Origin of the sequence: Weizmannia sp. FSL K6-3076 (assembly GCF_038007245.1) — a bacterium.
GTDB classification, from domain to species: Bacteria; Bacillota; Bacilli; order Bacillales; family Bacillaceae_C; genus Weizmannia; species Weizmannia faecalis.
This window is the reverse complement of the sequence record NZ_JBBOWU010000001.1, coordinates 3370796-3385981: the sequence shown is the minus strand read 5'-3', so window position 1 is coordinate 3385981 and position 15186 is coordinate 3370796. Positions and strand designations below refer to the sequence as shown.

The following is a 15186-nucleotide window of genomic DNA, read 5'->3' as shown; positions in this document are numbered from 1 at the left end:
GTTTAATCTGGCAACTGGCCCAGGAAATTGCTGGTATGAATGCTTATTTTCGTAATTTCTGTTGCAACTTTTTGTCTATAAAATAGGCTGCGATAAAAATCGCCGGTATAAACAATAACTTTGGAATAGATATATTTGAAATCCCCGTTTTTTTAATATAGACAAAAACAAAAATGGCGATTAGTACCAGCGTGAACATGGCGGATTTCATTCTCTCACACCCCCATCCGTGTTATTTAAACTTTTTAACTGCCAATTTTCGCTATTTAATTCATGTGTGAAAGACAGGCTTGCTTCCTTTTCATGTGACACAATAACAAACGTTTTTTGCTTACTTTGTGTGATGATGTCAGATAAAACTTTTCTACTGGAAGTGTCCAAGGAATTAAACGGCTCATCCAATAAGACCAATTCTGAAGGGATCGATAAGTTAATGGATAAAAAGATTTTTTGCCGGGTCCCTAATGACAAATTTTTCACTTGCTCATTCTTATAGGCATCAACATCAAACTTTTTACAGTATTCATATACTTGTTTGCTGAATACAGGGCCGTAATGAAATAACAAATTGTAAAATTGAATATTTTGTTCCATTGTTAATTCTTCATAAAATACAGGAGAGTCTCCAACAAATACTCTACGCTTGCGAATGTCTGCAAAACTTAGCTTTTCACCAAAAAACCGCAACTCATAAGACAGATGAGGATCGTCTATAATATTTGCAATGATTTTCAGCAAAGTAGTCTTTCCTGAACCGTTTTTTCCATATAATCTTACAATACTGTTTTGATCTATCTCGATATTTACGTTATTAAATAACCTGGGTTGATTTTCATAACCATAAGTTAAATGCTTTATTGATATCCTTTCCATATCTATTTCACTTCCGTTCATACATGTGATATGTCCGCTTCAATCCATGCAGCAATTACCAATAAAATGGTTGCGAAAAGAAAAATCGATACTAACTTTATAATTTCAACTTTATATCTTAACTCTTGTTCACTTTTAGAATTCAATTTTAAAATGTTAATGCAACGCAGGCTTTCAAAGCCAATTGTTGCAAAAAGCAAAAATGCAATTACTTCTATAATCCCATGTGGGATTATTCCGGTTAATACAGGTTTGAGCCCATGGTTTCTTATAATTGCAAATGAGAAAGCACCTAAAAAAACCCCATTATACCCCAAATATATTATACTAATTACACCCAAACTAATCCAACCTAATACCATGATTTTAAGCCCCAATGTATAATTATGAAGAAACAGGTCAACAAATCTTTGCTCATTTTCGGTATACTTGAAACTTAAAAATTTTGATAAGAATGCTCCGGTTATAAAACTAATACAATAAACGGCTAAAGAAACAAAAAAGTATTTTTTATATGTGGTAATTATATTTTTCATAAATTCTTAAATCCCCGTGTTTAGTTATTTTTTGTTTTAATAAACCTATTGACAGGACTGTTTGATTTTTTTGTAATCCTTGTTGCTGTAAACTACTTGTCCAAAAAGAGTAAAGGCGATAGCCAAGAAGGGGCAGAGCCAATAAATCCCCGAGATAAATTTGAACATCGCTATTATGATCAACCCTAATATTGTAAATTGGGTTACAAGCTTAGATAATACATTATTCGCTGTAGCAATTAAAGAGAATCCATCGAATTCATTCAGCCTGTTAATTTTGGGAGGATTACTTTTGCTAAGTAATAAAACAAAAACGTCATAATTGGTTCTAAGTGAGTATAAAACATATTCGTTTTTTATTGCATAAAAAAATGGAATTAAAATCAAAAAAGATAGACTTTGTTGAAACGAAATAAACAAAGTTGCAATAAAGAACAAAAACAAATGACAAAATAAATATATATTGATCGTTCTTTTTAATAATTCATATTTTGAGAATAGAATACCATTCTTTTTTAACTCATATATTTTAAAAATTTCCATCATAGAACATTCTTGTTCAAGCTTAAAAATTTTTTTGTAGATAAAGCTTGTAGTGTTTATCGCTCCCTTCAGAATGATGTGGAGCTGAAAAAACATAAAAATAAGGGTAACGATGATATTATGAATATAAGGTGCCGAGGCCAATGAAATTCCTGTACTGACAGAAAGTTCTCCCGTGATAAACAGGTCAAAAGGATTGTTCAGTAATTCTTTTGAGTTTGCTTTTAAAGAATAGTAGTCAGCATAGGTATAATAGTGCTCCTTATTCAATGTTTTATATAAAAAACCAAAGAAGGGCGTTTGATAATAAACTTCCTTCGTATCTTTTGAGAAAGCAAAAATGATAATACTAATGATGAATAGCAATACCACGGTTAAAGTAGCCGTGAGAATATGCATATGGCTAACAAACAAGGCTGCATTTTTAAAAATGATAAACAAATTTGAGCTTAGAAGTATTTCTTTTGCTTGATTATTTAAATTTGTGATGGCTTTTAATTTATATCCATAAGTAGATATGTTACGTCTTGATTCATAAATGATTTGCATGAAGATGGAAGCAACGGTATAAACGAAGCAGCATAACAAAGCTTTTGTTGTCAGGTTTAGTACAATACGGAAACCTTTATGATAAGATAACGATTTTCCAAGTAAATGAATACAAAACAGGAGCAGTTCGAACAAAATCACAATCAATATGTACTTCGTTCCCATCCTGTGTAAATAAAAAAACACCCCAAACGGCACGATTTTGGTTAAACTTTGCACCATGCTAACCATCCAGTCGAGCAGTATAACCTTTTTCATTAAATTGTTATTCTTCCCGAGATACCTGCTAAAATGATAGACCAAGTACCTTTCATCTAACATTTTTCTTGTTGTCATAACAGCTTTCACTTGGTCGCCAACAGTCAGAATCAGAGCCACTCCAATAAGAATATTTTTATGGTCCGGTAAAAAGATCCTGTTAAAAATAGAAATTAAAAATACAGATATAAAGACTTCAAACAAAAAACTCAATAGAATGTATTTTTTAGTGCTCTTTATTTTCAGTACCTTTTTTATTAAAAAACCTCGGGTTGAGTATGTATTTATGATATATAGCATAACAAGCCTAAAAATCCCCATAAACATCACTCCACAATAAAAATCAATAAATGTTTTTTAACAGCCAGGACTGTAGATCCTGGCTGTTCCAGTTTTTACCAAGCAATAGCTCTTTTTTTGCCATATTCCTTAGCTAAATGTTTTACTTCTGCAATAAACGCTGTCCATCCCATATCGAGGATTGCATCAACGCCACCTGACATAACTACTGTGACGGCTCCTATTATAGATGCTATAGTACCAGCATGCAATACAGCTGTAACAACACCAGATGCTATTCCTGCAGAAACATGAAACTTAGATGCAACGTGGAATAATCCCATATTATATTCACCTCCCTTTTAAAAGTAGACCCTCGGGATTAGTTACATTTTTAAAATTTAATATTTTTATTATTTTAACTAAAACTTGAAAGTACGAAAATCGTGCAAACCCCTTGTCACCACTGCGGTTACCCCGGCTAATTTAGAGCTAAGCTGCTTTAATTAGGTGTTTTTGATAGCTGACAGGTAATTTTTTTAAAAATTGCTCAATAATAGTATTTAGTACTTCTTCACAAAGGATATACTCATCCTTAAAAGCTTCTTTAAATAAATCAATCAATTGTTGAATCGCTTCTGCGAAGGTGATGTCAGTAAGTTCATCAACCATGAGATAAAACAACTCACCCAGGGTCCGATCATCTACCTGTTCACGGTGTTGGACTGCAAGGATTGAGTAACCAATTGCGACAAGAGCGGTATGTGCAAAGATACCGTCATAAGACAATCCTTGATATTTTGCCAGGCGGAGGTACTGTTTACACATCTTGAAGTATACTTCAATCGACCAGCGCTTTCCGTAAAGCTGAATAACTTCATCTTCAGAGAGCCGGGTGTCCGTTGTCGCCAAGACAAGGTAATCATTTCGTTTATTGCGGTTGCGGATATAAACAAGTTTGACTGGAACCGACGTTTCCCCGTCAACTGCTTCAACAAGAACGGATAACAGATAGCGTGAACGTCCGCGACGTTTCTTCTGGGTGTTAAAGATCGTTTTCACATCAATCAGTCCACCGTTGAACTGGTAATAAACTTTCTTAGAACGTTTCACCATGGCTACTCCATGAAGTCCCAGTTCACGCAACTGATGAAACATCTTAGGGCTAGAAAACCAGGAATCAAACAAGACGTAGGAAGCATTCACTCCTTGAGACAAGGCTGATGATAACAATTCCAACACTACATTGGTTGCTTTGCGCTGTGCCTGAATCTTACGCTTTCCTGAAAGTGTACGGCCGTCGATGGATTTTGGGCTGCACACTTGATTCTTGCCAGAAAGCAAGGAAAAGTTAACAGGGAGGAATGTATTGCCGTCACTCCAACCGAGTTGAAGAAACCGAAAGCCACGGGTATATTTGTGTTTCGCATGGTCAAACTGAAACGCCGCAAGTTCAACGTGCTTTGCGCTGGCTCGCTCATACATGGAATCATCCACAATGAATACATTCCGGCGTGTTGGTTCGGTCAAGGGTTCGATGAACACAATGATACGGCGGCAGAGCAAAACCAAGAACTTTTGCCAATTGATTTTGCCGTTATTCAGTAGATTACGGAAAGTCTTATCTGAGAATCCGAGCTGATCTTGATGCTTCAAATAATCACGGTATGCAGATCTGTTTGAGAAAAGTGTACTGATCAAATAACAGAACAGTGTTTGAAATGGAACACCTTTTGTCTTTACAGCGTTTGAAACCTTCGCAATTTGAGATAAGCGGAAACGCAAAAAAAATGCTTCGATTGAAGATAAAATTTCAAGAGATTGATGGTCGTTTTGTGTTATAATTTTCATAACATGAACACTCCTCGATTAATTGTTAGTTAGCACTTCAATTATACCGAGTTTCCAGTGTTCATGCTTTTATTTTTGCTCTAAACCCTTGTAAGACAAGTAATGAGAATGAATTTTAGTGTTTCAAGTTTTAGATTTTAATTTAACCCGAAGGGCCTATTTTAATAACTTTTATATAAATGTTATGCACATTTATATCATTTATTGCTTGGAAATTATCAATTTGTTCAAGTGTATGTTATTAAAATGTGTGTTTGTTGACAATAGACACATGTGTCCAGTTATACCTGAAAACAGAAGGATGGGTGATGAAGTAAAGCTTTTGGAAAAAGTGTCTGATAGATTTCAGCATATATCTTTAGTGATGCCGAAAAATTTTTCGTTGACAACAGTCAGTAATTTATTAAAATAAAAAGTATCGAAAGATTTTGTGATTGATTTGAATTTTTAATTGTTCGTTTTTTTAATTTGAAATGATAAGCTTGTAAATCAAAACTTGTAAATCAAAAATAGAATACTCAAATCATATGGGGTGGGAGCTGATGGTATATCAAGACAAACAATTTCAATCAGAGGAAATGTTTTTACAAAAAATCATAAATGCCGAAAATGTAGGGGTAGCAGTAAAAACTGCCAGATTAGAAAAGGGTTTGACGCAAAAGGATCTTGCAGGCAACATATTATCCGAAAAAACGGTTCATCGGATTGAAAAAGGTCAAGTACTACCCAGTCTGTTTACCTTTTTTTACATATTGAGCAGACTAGAATTATCAGCTGACAGTTTTTTGTCTCTCTTAAGTGATCTGTTTTTATAATTTTTGCAACTGTTAGTTTAATTGGCCTGGTTTAAAGACACGTCCCAGGATGGCTGAATATGAGCCATTTAACCTAATAAAAGCAGAAAAAAGCCGGCTTAAGGAACGCCGGCCCGGTCCGGTTTTATAGCAGGTGTTCAGGCCCCTCCTGGTTATCCGTGGCGATGACGACAACGCGCCCCTCGTCGAGTACTTTTTCATACTGTACGGCTTCCATCTCCGACAATCCGAGCGCCTGCATTTTCGAACGCAGCTCATCTCCCCGCTCCCTTAACAGATTGCCGACCGAATCAACGACCCCTTGTTCTTCCATGCCGACCGATCCGGTTTCCGTTGCATCGGTTAAATCTTTTGACCGGTTTTTGTCATGCGAGAAAATATAAATATTGTCTTTCGAAAATCCTTCATTTTCAAACTCGGTTGTCTTATTTGTCGCTTCGAGCCCGTTTTCGACAACTTCTATTTTATGCATCTGTCTTCCTCCTTCCGAAAAATGGTGATGCTTCTTTTGACATTTATATAACCGCTTCCTGCCGTCCTTAAACAAAGAAAAGTTTTACAGCCGCCGGACAGGGAAACTGGTAAAATTAAATTAGATGATAGAAAGGGGCTGTAAACGGAATGAAAGACATCTTTAAAAATGACTGGGGCCCGCTTTTAAAGGAGGAATTCCAAAAAGCATATTATTTAAAATTGAGGGAGTTCCTCAAAAAGGAATATGCAACAAAGCGGATTCACCCTGATATGTACGATATCTTTAATGCTTTCCATTATACGGCTTACCGGGATATTAAGGTTGTCCTGCTTGGCCAGGACCCTTACCACGGACCGGGCCAGGCGCACGGGCTCAGTTTTTCAGTAAAGCCGGGGGTGGAGATTCCCCCTTCGCTCCGGAATATTTTCAAAGAGCTGCATGACGACCTTGGGTGCAGGATTCCGCAGCACGGGTGCCTGGTCAGCTGGGCAAAGCAGGGCGTGATGCTGTTAAACACCGTGTTGACTGTCAGGGAGGGGCAGGCCCATTCGCATCAGGGAATGGGATGGGAGATTTTTACAGACGAAGTGATCCGGAAAATCAATGCGAAAGAAACACCTGTCATTTTTCTGTTATGGGGGAGGCCTGCACAGAGCAAAAAAGCGCTGATCGACACCAACAAACATTTCGTTTTAACTGCTGCCCACCCAAGCCCGTTGTCCGCCCATCGCGGTTTTTTCGGGAGCCGCCCGTTTTCAAAAACCAACAATATTTTGCGCAAGTTGGGAGAAAAAGAGATCGACTGGCAGCTGCCGGAACAGGAAAAGCTTTAAAACGCATTCCATCGAGGAAATCCGACAATGTTCCACGTGAAACATGGCGGCTTTTTTGCAAAGTATGACAGCGTTCCGCATTGTTCGGACAGACGGCCTCTGTTAAAATAAATGTAAGAAACGGAATCTCTTTTGGCAGCTGTCATTTTAGCAGACGGCAAAGGCGGCTATCAAAGGAAGGAAACATTGTCAGGGCCGGCACCATGCCGCCATGATGCGATCGGAAGAATGAAACTCAGCCATCACCAATCTTCACCCATGCTGCACGTAACGCGGCACCAGCAGTGGGATGGAAAACAACAGGGCACAAATTTTCAGGCTGGAAATTGAACAGAGGTGCGGATATGGCCATTACAACGGAAATGCTTTTGGAAAAAATGGAGCAGGAATTGGCAAAGGCAAAACAGGCAATGCCGGCGGAACAACTCAGGGAGCATATCTATGCGGTAAAAGCTTTGTGCGAAGTTTTATTGGAAAGCCAGCCTGAACAGCCATTGCCTGCCGGTCCTTCTGTGCCGAAACCGGTGCTTAATCCGGAGCCGTTGAAAACGGAAGATGGTGCAAACGGGGACTCTATTTTTGACTTTTAATCGCAAACAATTGAAACAACGCCAGCCAAGCGGGAGTCCCTGTTTTCCTCTGCAGCTTCTTATACGGTTTGCACTGCCATCATAGCTTCCTATTGGTATCCAGCTTTGTATGGTGAACATTTACGTTGGCAGCGTTTCATATTAAAAAACGGGAGTGCATCGCATGAATATTTTTGTTTTTCTCGGAGCAATTAACGCATGTATATCTGTTGCGCTCGGGGCTTTTGGGGCCCACGGGTTGAAAGGGATCATGGATCAGAAGTATCTGGATATTTGGGAGACCGGCGTCCGTTATGAAATGTACCATGCGCTCGGGTTGATTGCGATCGGCATTCTTTCCGGCATCCTCAAATCATCCGCACTGCTCAGCTGGTCAGGATGGTTGATGCTGATTGGCATCGTCCTTTTCTCCGGCAGCCTTTATGTTTTAAGCTTAACGAAAATCAGTGTGCTTGGTGCGATTACGCCAATCGGAGGCGTCGCGTTCCTTGCTTCCTGGATACTGCTTGCTATAGCGGCGGTAAAGTGGATGTAAGAAAAAACAGCCCGGTTTCGGAGCTGTTTTTTCTTTCGCTGATCACCGCGGCGGATAGGTTGCCAGCGGCTGACCGGCTTGCGTTGTGCTACCATATGGGTATTCATATTCGATTTCTTCAGAGAAGACAACGTAATCAACATAGACCATCGGGATTAAATAACGCTGCCCGGTTTGCGGATCACTAAGGATGACATGGTCCCGTCCGGCAGCTTCAATAATGCCATTGAACACTTTAGCATTCCATTCCCGGTTGTTTTCAAACGTGGCGTACAGCGTGACCAGTTTTCCTTTATTCAGCCGCAAAATATTTTCAATATACGATTGTTCAAGCGGAAGCTGGCCGGGCAGGTTCTGTGAGGGTGCCTGCGCTTGCTGCCCCCCGGGAACCTGGTACGGCGGATAATATCCTCCGTAATAAGGCTGTGCGGACTGCCGGTAATAATAAGGATATCCGTATACGGGCGGTGTGTAATTGCCGTTTTCCAACTGATTTCCCCCTCCATTTTGCATATCGGTCTGCCCTGGTTTTTGTAAAATGCACAAAAAACAAGGGCATTCACTACATTTATGTGTATGCCGGCCGGAAACGGGTTATGCTTAAGATCTCTCGTGAAAAAATCCTTCCAGCAGGCTGGAAGGATTTTTCTTAACCAATATGCAAATAGGAGGTTAACCGTTCTTCGTCAAGCAGGCTGCCGACATAGAACGGGCCGAATTCTCCGTACCTTGCGCTGGCTTCGTCAAACCGCATTTCATAGACGATTTTTTTAAACTGCAGGGCATCATCGGATAATAAAGCCACACCCCATTCGTAGTCGTCAAGCCCGGTGGAACCGAGAATATATTGTTTTACCTTGCCGGCATATTTGCGGCCGATCAATCCGTGGCTTTTCATTAACTCCTTGCGTTCCTCCATTGGCAGCATGTACCAGTTGTCATTGCCTTCGCGCCGTTTATCCATCGGGTAGAAACAGAAGTATTTGGATTTCGGCAATGTCGGGTAGAGGCGCTCGCGGACACGCGGATTTTCATACGCAGACTCGTCCGCTTTCCCGCCGCGCACATAGTTGCTCAGTTCATTTACACCGATGTACGAATATGCCGGAATGGTAAAATCAGCAATCCTTAATTTATTAAAGGCTGTTTCAATTTCTTCGAGGTCTTCCAGGGCCGGCCGCATCGTCCATAAAACAAAGTCGGCTTTCTGGCCGGTGATGGTATATAAAGCATAAGCCCCTTCGTGTTTGCTTTGGATGGCATCCAGTTGCTGAAGAAATTGCCGGAATTCTTTCACCGTAGCATCCCTTTCCTCGGCAGGCAGCGCCTTCCAGCCCGCCCAGTCGAGAGAACGGAAATCATGCAGTGAGTACCAGCCGTCCAGTGTTTCTGCTGCTTCGCTCATTTTTTTCCCTCCAAATGTTTTTCTCTTCCCTTACTATAACACAGGTTAGAAAAGGGAAAAAATATTACGGCTACCGCGAAATTGTCTAAAAGAAGCCTTCTTTTGCCTTTGATTTTCCGGAAAAATGGATTATCCTTAAAATGGATACCGTTATACGAGGAGTGTTGAGCGTGAGTACATTTTTTGACGGGATAAAAGAAAAAGTGCGGGGGCACAACAAAACGATTGTTTTCCCGGAAAGTTCGGATGAAAGAGTTTTAACAGCTGTCTCACGGTTTGCATCCGATGAAGTGATCCGGCCGGTTTTAATCGGGAACAAGGACGAAATCCAGGCAAAAGCACGGGACATCGGTGTTTCCGTCGAGGGCGTTGCAGTGTATGACCCGGAAGACTATGCCGGTTTTGAAGAAATGGTGCAGGCTTTTGTGGAACGGAGAAAAGGCAAGGCGACGGAGGAAGATGCGCGCCAAATATTAAAAGACGTCAATTATTTCGGCACCATGCTTGTCTATTTGAAAAAGGCGGACGGTCTGGTAAGCGGTGCCATCCATTCGACGGCTGATACAGTCCGGCCGGCATTGCAGATCATTAAAACAAAGCAGGGCGTGAAAAAAGTTTCCGGCGTCTTCATTATGGTGAGGGGCGAAGAGAAATTTGTTTTCGCAGATTGTGCAATCAATATTTCACCGGACAGCCAGGATTTGGCGGAAACAGCCGCGGAGAGCGCAAAAACTGCCCGGACATTTGATATTGAACCAAGGATTGCGATGCTGAGCTTTTCAACAAAAGGCTCCGCCCATTCCGATGAGACGGAGAAAGTGGCGCAGGCTGTCCGGTTGGCAAAAGAACGCGATCCGGAGCTTGTGGTGGACGGCGAGATGCAGTTTGATGCTGCGTATGTGCCGGCTGTTGCACAAAAGAAAGCGCCGGATTCCGTGATTCAGGGCAATGCAACCGTGTTTATTTTTCCAAATCTGGATGCGGGGAATATCGGTTATAAAATGGCCCAGCGTCTTGGCGGTTTTGAGGCAGTTGGCCCGATTTTGCAAGGGCTGAATGCGCCTGTCAATGATTTGTCGCGCGGCTGCAATGCGGAAGATGTTTATCATTTGGCTTTGATTTCCGCGGCACAAAGTTTGTAAGGGAGTTGCCAGGCTTCCGGCTGTTGGGTGGACAAAGTTTGGAGGAGAACGGGTTGATCCTTGGGAGCAGCCCGGCAGGCAAATTGCCGGCAATGTCCGCGTCCGGCAGCATTGTGATTTTTTTAACAAAATGAAATAAAACTGTGTATCCATGCCGCAATGATTCGGCATGAGCGGAAAAGTGGCAAACAGCCGGCACAGTAGTAAAGCTGTTGGACATTGCGGGGGAAAATGGCCTTTGGTATGTGGCCGGGACTCCTCTTTTCCGGCTTGCACCCCCCGGAAGCGCCGGGGATTAGAGTGCTTGCCTTCTTTTGGTTTGGCTTTTGCATGATGCCAAACCTTTTTTATGTTTTATACGGCCGGAGGGAAGGCATTTTATAATGGAAGAATTTGGGGAGAAAAGGGAAAAGGCTGAATTTGATCGTATTGGGAATTTATGTGCAGCCGGGGCAATTTTTACTAAGGCATGCGATAGCCGATGGTTCAGCACTGCTCTCGAATCCTTGCCAATAGAGGGGTTTCGAGAGCAGCTTTTTGGTAGTCAATCCGGCATGATATGATAGTAGTAAAATAAATGGGGGAAGGATCAACATGGAAGAAGCGCTGCAATTGCTGAAGCAGCCCGAGTGGCGGGTGATGGACCAGTCCGGGTTGGGCCCGCAGTTTGAAGCGGCCCAGTCATTTGCGATGGACGACACATTGTGCACCTCTGTAGGGGCAAACGCCTCCCCGGCTGTTGTCCGGACATGGGTGCATCACGACACCGTCAGCCTGGGCATTCAGGATACAAAATTGCCCTTTTTTGAGGAGGGGCTGGCTGTTCTTAAAAATAGAGGATTTCGGTATATTGTCCGTAATTCAGGCGGGCTTGCCGTTGTATTGGATACGGGCGTGCTGAACATTTCGCTTGTTATGCCGGATACGGAAAAGGGGATGGATATCAACCGCGGATACGAAGCGATGTTTAAGCTGGTCCAAATGATGTTTTCGGATTTTCCGGTTGTAATTGAAGCGGGGGAAATAGCAGGCTCGTACTGCCCGGGGAGTTATGATTTGAGCATTGGCGGGAAAAAATTCGCCGGCATCTCCCAGCGGCGGGTCAGGAGAGGGGTGGCTGTCCAGATTTATTTATGCGTGACGGGCAGCGGCGCCGACAGGGCAGAACTCGTTCAGGATTTTTATGAGCGGGCAAAACAGGGCGCGGAGACAAAGTTGCAATACCCGTGTGTCCGTCCTGAAGTGATGGCTTCTTTGTCGGAGCTTTTACAGGAAATACTCACGGTCCAGGACGTTTTCATGCGGCTTTTGCAAACGCTGAAGACGCTGGGGAGCCGGCTTGTGTCCCGCCCGCTTTCGGAACAGGAAACAAAATGGTACGGCAAATATTATGAACGCATGCTGGAAAGAAACGCCCGGTTTTTGTAAAGAATGGATGATAATGGGCCATTCCTTGATCTGATGAAAGACATTCTTGAGGTGTGGCCGGAGTCCATTGTCTTTCATGTGCGGGATGAAGGACAATTTAAAGTGGCGGTAGCCCGTTTTTGTCTTTCATCGGGCGAGTGAAGGACATTTGGAGGTTGTGGTGAGATTGTTTTGTCCTTCATGGGGCGGATGAAGGACATTTGGGGCCGGTGATGGCCTCTGTTTTATCCTTCATGAAGCGGATGAAAGACATTTTGATACGCGGCTGGGAGGGCACTGAAAAAGACCCCCGGGTAACAACGTCCAATTGTTTTTTAGAATGGCTCCAAAAGACAAAACACACCGGGGTCAAAAAGCCGATGCCCGGATGATTGCCTGCCCCGGGCATTAAAAACCCATTGAGCATGCACCGCCCAATGGGTTTTGTTGTTTGCTCGCCCGGAACTTATTCTGCCAGCTTTTCGAGGTTGCCGTTGCGGTCCATTTTGAACTTAGTCGCGCCGGTTTCGTCTTCTTCGAAAAGGACGTATTTTCTCGCGCGGTTCATGATTTTCATCAAGGTTTCGTAGTCTTCCTGCATGGTAACCGAACTTTCTTCGAGCTCTTGGACACGTTTTTTCAATTCTTCCGTTTCCTTTTTCAATTCCTGGTTTTCGTGCTTCAATCTTGCATTCTCACTTTTTAAAATCGTGCTTTGGAATTGCGTATTGTTCAAGTATTGCAGATAGCTGATGACCTTGACAAGGCTCATATCCCCGTTGCTTTCGGTCGGCTGTGAAACTTGCGGGCTGCCGTTTTCAGCTTCTTCCCCGTCCGGAGCCGGTTGTTCTGGAAATTCAGCAAGCGGCATTTCGCCAATTTCCTCGAGTGTTGGAACCGGTGGCTGGTACAGCAGTTTCTTTTTCCCGCCCTGGTCTTTTCCAAGCAGGCGCTGGCGTTGTTTGCGCTGTTTTTTTGCAAGCTGCAGCGCCTGTTCGTAATTATGGCGGACAACCGCATTCCAGCGGAAACCGCAGGCGGCGGATGTACGGTTCAGCTTATCGCCGACTTCCTCAAAAGCATTCAGCTGTGTGCTTCCTTCGCGCACGTGGCGGAGCACTGTTTCAGCCAGCAACAAATCATCTTCTTCGCTCCACGCATCTTGACGTGTTTTCATTCTCATTACCCCCAAATGTAAATTTTTTGTTTGTACTAAGAGAATGGACAAAAAACACGCAATTTATACCAATATGGTAAAAAAATAATAGAATTTTAGCGCGCAAACGGATTTTTGCTTTCGACAACACAGACAGGCGGGTACACGGGGGAAGCCAAAAAGCCCCGTTAGCGTCTGCCCGGGCACGGATAAATGCAAGGGGTTTAAAAAGCGCAGCCACACGCTGGCGGGGATTGGAAAATATGGCAAGAGAAGAACGGGTTTCCTAATTAAAAAGTGCAGCGCCACAAGCTGTGGGCATGGAGACCGCCAATGCTCTCCAACCACCTGGCCGGTTTAAAAAGTGCAGAGTCAAAGCTGGTGCGAGCCGCTGTTTTACGCTTACCGCGCCCGGCCGGTGTTAAAAAAATGCAGCGCCACAAGCTGGTTCCCCTATAGAAACGGCAAAATCAAGCATTTTCGAAAGAGGCGGTCTTCCATCGGGGGGTATTCATTAGCCCCGCGCATTTCCAAAAGCTGCCCGTCCGCATATTACAAGCTTTTTTTCTCGGGCTTGTCCCGGTATAATAGAATTACGACATCAGGAAGAGGGTAAAGCATGGAATACGCCAAACGTAAGCTCAGTGAGGAAAAAGTGTTTAAAGACCCTGTCCACCGCTATGTCCATGTGCGTGACCGGGTGATCTGGGACTTGATCGGAACAAAAGAGTTCCAGCGTTTGCGCCGGATCCGGCAGCTCGGCACGACTTACCTGACTTTCCACGGGGCGGAACACAGCCGTTTCAGCCACTCGCTCGGCGTCTATGAAATTGTCAGGAGAATTACAGATGATGTTTTTAAAGACCGGGTGAACTGGAACGGAAAGGACAGGCTGCTGTCGCTTTGCGCTGCGCTTTTGCACGATCTTGGCCACGGCCCGTTTTCCCATTCGTTTGAAAAAGTGTTCGGTATGGACCATGAGGAGTTTACAAGGCAAATCATCCTCGGGGAGACGGAAGTCAATGAAGTATTGCGGCGGGTCGGCAGAAATTTCCCGAAAAAAGTGGCGGAAGTGATTGCGAAAACTTCAGAAAACAAGCTGGTGGTCAGCCTGATTTCAAGCCAGCTTGATGCGGACCGGATGGATTATTTGCTGCGCGATGCGTACTATACAGGGGTAAGCTACGGCCATTTTGACATTGAACGGCTGCTCCGCGTCATGCGCCCGCATGAAGACCAGGCCGTTTTTAAATATAGCGGCATGCATGCGGTCGAAGATTACATTTTAAGCCGTTACCAAATGTACTGGCAAGTGTATTTCCACCCGGTGACAAGAAGTGCGGAAGTGATTTTAACAAAAATTTTGCAGCGCGCGAAAACGTTGTACGATGCCCGTTATCCGTTCAAACACGGGCCCAGCCATTTCCAATCGCTTTTTGAAGGCAGGCTTACCCTGCGAGATTATTTAAAGCTGGATGAGCACATCATGCTGTATTATATTGAAGTTTGGCAGGAAGAAGATGACCCGGTTTTGCGGGATCTTTGCGCCCGCTTTGTAAACCGGAATCTGTTTAAATACATTGAGTTTGACCCGGCAAAAGAATTTAAGGTGCACAGCCGGCTTGAAAAGCTTTTTGAAGAAGCCGGGATCGACCCGAACTATTATTTGGTCATTGATTCGTCTTCAGACCTTCCGTACGATTTTTACCGGCCGGGCGAGGAAGGGGAACGGCTGCCGATCAATTTGCTGATGCGAAACGGCGACCTGAAGGAATTATCAAGGGAATCGGATATTGTGGACGCCATTTCGGGGAAAAGAAGAACGGATCATAAATTGTATTTTCCGCTTGATTTGATCGAAGACGAAACGACACACGGGGAAAAGAAAAGGGAAATTGCCGCTTTGCTGAAACTGCCCCGGAGTTCGGAAATTTAGTCA

Annotated in this window: 17 protein-coding genes; 8 read left to right on the top strand and 9 right to left on the bottom strand. The window is 43.3% G+C overall.

Annotated features, from left to right (window positions below):
- Window positions 1–207: 207 nt before the first annotated feature.
- From NSS95_RS16055 to NSS95_RS16035, 5 genes are all read right to left on the bottom strand, one after another.
- On the bottom strand, window positions 208–873 hold the full coding sequence (locus tag NSS95_RS16055; RefSeq protein WP_035316509.1) for an ATP-binding cassette domain-containing protein: 666 nt from the start codon (window positions 871–873) through the stop codon (window positions 208–210).
- 17 nt (window positions 874–890) lie between these two features.
- The gene (locus NSS95_RS16050; RefSeq protein WP_017550353.1) at window positions 891–1409 is read right to left on the bottom strand and encodes a stage II sporulation protein M; all 519 of its coding nucleotides are present in this window, start codon (window positions 1407–1409) and stop codon (window positions 891–893) included.
- 45 nt (window positions 1410–1454) lie between these two features.
- Window positions 1455–3080 (bottom strand): hypothetical protein, encoded by a 1626-nt coding sequence (locus NSS95_RS16045; protein WP_017550352.1) that lies wholly within the window; start codon window positions 3078–3080, stop codon window positions 1455–1457.
- Window positions 3081–3154: 74 nt separating this feature from the next.
- On the bottom strand, window positions 3155–3382 hold the full coding sequence (locus tag NSS95_RS16040) for an uberolysin/carnocyclin family circular bacteriocin (protein ID WP_017550351.1): 228 nt from the start codon (window positions 3380–3382) through the stop codon (window positions 3155–3157).
- A gap of 148 nt (window positions 3383–3530) precedes the next feature.
- Window positions 3531–4889 carry an IS4 family transposase gene (locus NSS95_RS16035; RefSeq protein ID WP_179234778.1) on the bottom strand — a complete coding sequence of 453 codons (1359 nt, stop codon included), beginning with the start codon at window positions 4887–4889 and terminating at the stop codon, window positions 3531–3533.
- A 542-nt stretch (window positions 4890–5431) separates the two neighbouring features.
- Between NSS95_RS16035 and NSS95_RS16030 the strand changes: the two genes are divergently transcribed.
- Entirely contained in the window at window positions 5432–5704 is a 273-nt protein-coding gene (locus NSS95_RS16030; RefSeq protein WP_017550349.1) for a helix-turn-helix domain-containing protein, read from the top strand.
- Between the two features lie 124 nt (window positions 5705–5828).
- On the opposite strand, the gene NSS95_RS16025 is transcribed toward NSS95_RS16030, so the two are convergent.
- Window positions 5829–6176: a general stress protein gene (locus tag NSS95_RS16025; RefSeq protein ID WP_017550348.1), complete on the bottom strand. Its 348-nt coding sequence runs from the start codon at window positions 6174–6176 to the stop codon at window positions 5829–5831.
- Between the two features lie 149 nt (window positions 6177–6325).
- On the opposite strand from NSS95_RS16025, the gene NSS95_RS16020 reads away from it, so the two are divergent.
- The 3 genes from NSS95_RS16020 (at window position 6326) to NSS95_RS16010 (ending at window position 8137) form a co-directional block, all read left to right on the top strand.
- Window positions 6326–7012, top strand: a complete 687-nt coding sequence (locus NSS95_RS16020) for a uracil-DNA glycosylase (protein ID WP_017550347.1) — start codon at window positions 6326–6328, stop codon at window positions 7010–7012.
- Window positions 7013–7356: 344 nt separating this feature from the next.
- A complete protein-coding gene (locus NSS95_RS16015; protein WP_017550345.1) occupies window positions 7357–7602 on the top strand; it encodes a YwdI family protein in 246 nt (81 codons plus the stop codon).
- A gap of 163 nt (window positions 7603–7765) precedes the next feature.
- The gene (locus tag NSS95_RS16010; protein WP_017550344.1) at window positions 7766–8137 is read left to right on the top strand and encodes a DUF423 domain-containing protein; all 372 of its coding nucleotides are present in this window, start codon (window positions 7766–7768) and stop codon (window positions 8135–8137) included.
- 42 nt (window positions 8138–8179) lie between these two features.
- Here the strand turns inward: NSS95_RS16010 and gerQ are convergent, their stop codons facing one another.
- Window positions 8180–8626 (bottom strand): spore coat protein GerQ, encoded by a 447-nt coding sequence (gene gerQ, locus NSS95_RS16005; RefSeq protein ID WP_014096712.1) that lies wholly within the window; start codon window positions 8624–8626, stop codon window positions 8180–8182.
- A 160-nt stretch (window positions 8627–8786) separates the two neighbouring features.
- On the bottom strand, window positions 8787–9542 hold the full coding sequence (gene hemQ / locus NSS95_RS16000) for a hydrogen peroxide-dependent heme synthase (RefSeq protein WP_014096713.1): 756 nt from the start codon (window positions 9540–9542) through the stop codon (window positions 8787–8789).
- Window positions 9543–9682: 140 nt separating this feature from the next.
- On the opposite strand from hemQ, the gene pta reads away from it, so the two are divergent.
- The 3 genes from pta (at window position 9683) to NSS95_RS15985 (ending at window position 12112) form a co-directional block, all read left to right on the top strand.
- Entirely contained in the window at window positions 9683–10684 is a 1002-nt protein-coding gene (gene pta, locus NSS95_RS15995; protein ID WP_100228779.1) for a phosphate acetyltransferase, read from the top strand.
- A 383-nt stretch (window positions 10685–11067) separates the two neighbouring features.
- Complete coding sequence (locus tag NSS95_RS15990) at window positions 11068–11247, top strand: hypothetical protein (RefSeq protein ID WP_017550341.1); 180 nt, start codon at window positions 11068–11070, stop codon at window positions 11245–11247.
- A 31-nt stretch (window positions 11248–11278) separates the two neighbouring features.
- The gene (locus NSS95_RS15985) at window positions 11279–12112 is read left to right on the top strand and encodes a lipoate--protein ligase family protein (protein ID WP_013860779.1); all 834 of its coding nucleotides are present in this window, start codon (window positions 11279–11281) and stop codon (window positions 12110–12112) included.
- A 445-nt stretch (window positions 12113–12557) separates the two neighbouring features.
- On the opposite strand, the gene NSS95_RS15980 is transcribed toward NSS95_RS15985, so the two are convergent.
- Window positions 12558–13268 carry an RsfA family transcriptional regulator gene (locus tag NSS95_RS15980; protein WP_168985776.1) on the bottom strand — a complete coding sequence of 237 codons (711 nt, stop codon included), beginning with the start codon at window positions 13266–13268 and terminating at the stop codon, window positions 12558–12560.
- Between the two features lie 598 nt (window positions 13269–13866).
- Here NSS95_RS15980 and NSS95_RS15975 point away from each other — a divergent pair.
- Window positions 13867–15183 carry an HD domain-containing protein gene (locus NSS95_RS15975; RefSeq protein ID WP_017552678.1) on the top strand — a complete coding sequence of 439 codons (1317 nt, stop codon included), beginning with the start codon at window positions 13867–13869 and terminating at the stop codon, window positions 15181–15183.
- Window positions 15184–15186: the final 3 nt, after the last annotated feature.

Coding starts and splice junctions, on each gene's coding strand:
- NSS95_RS16025 (WP_017550348.1), bottom strand. CDS start 6,176: ATGCATAAAATAGAAGTTGTCGAAAACGGGCTCGAAGCGACAAATAAG.
- NSS95_RS15990 (WP_017550341.1), top strand. CDS start 11,068: ATGGAAGAATTTGGGGAGAAAAGGGAAAAGGCTGAATTTGATCGTATT.
- NSS95_RS16035 (WP_179234778.1), bottom strand. CDS start 4,889: ATGAAAATTATAACACAAAACGACCATCAATCTCTTGAAATTTTATCT.
- hemQ (WP_014096713.1), bottom strand. CDS start 9,542: ATGAGCGAAGCAGCAGAAACACTGGACGGCTGGTACTCACTGCATGAT.
- NSS95_RS16040 (WP_017550351.1), bottom strand. CDS start 3,382: ATGGGATTATTCCACGTTGCATCTAAGTTTCATGTTTCTGCAGGAATA.
- NSS95_RS16020 (WP_017550347.1), top strand. CDS start 6,326: ATGAAAGACATCTTTAAAAATGACTGGGGCCCGCTTTTAAAGGAGGAA.
- pta (WP_100228779.1), top strand. CDS start 9,683: ATGGATACCGTTATACGAGGAGTGTTGAGCGTGAGTACATTTTTTGAC.
- NSS95_RS16015 (WP_017550345.1), top strand. CDS start 7,357: ATGGCCATTACAACGGAAATGCTTTTGGAAAAAATGGAGCAGGAATTG.
- NSS95_RS16055 (WP_035316509.1), bottom strand. CDS start 873: ATGGAAAGGATATCAATAAAGCATTTAACTTATGGTTATGAAAATCAA.
- NSS95_RS15980 (WP_168985776.1), bottom strand. CDS start 13,268: ATGAAAACACGTCAAGATGCGTGGAGCGAAGAAGATGATTTGTTGCTG.
- NSS95_RS16045 (WP_017550352.1), bottom strand. CDS start 3,080: ATGGGGATTTTTAGGCTTGTTATGCTATATATCATAAATACATACTCA.
- NSS95_RS16010 (WP_017550344.1), top strand. CDS start 7,766: ATGAATATTTTTGTTTTTCTCGGAGCAATTAACGCATGTATATCTGTT.
- NSS95_RS16050 (WP_017550353.1), bottom strand. CDS start 1,409: ATGAAAAATATAATTACCACATATAAAAAATACTTTTTTGTTTCTTTA.
- NSS95_RS15975 (WP_017552678.1), top strand. CDS start 13,867: ATGGAATACGCCAAACGTAAGCTCAGTGAGGAAAAAGTGTTTAAAGAC.
- NSS95_RS15985 (WP_013860779.1), top strand. CDS start 11,279: ATGGAAGAAGCGCTGCAATTGCTGAAGCAGCCCGAGTGGCGGGTGATG.
- NSS95_RS16030 (WP_017550349.1), top strand. CDS start 5,432: ATGGTATATCAAGACAAACAATTTCAATCAGAGGAAATGTTTTTACAA.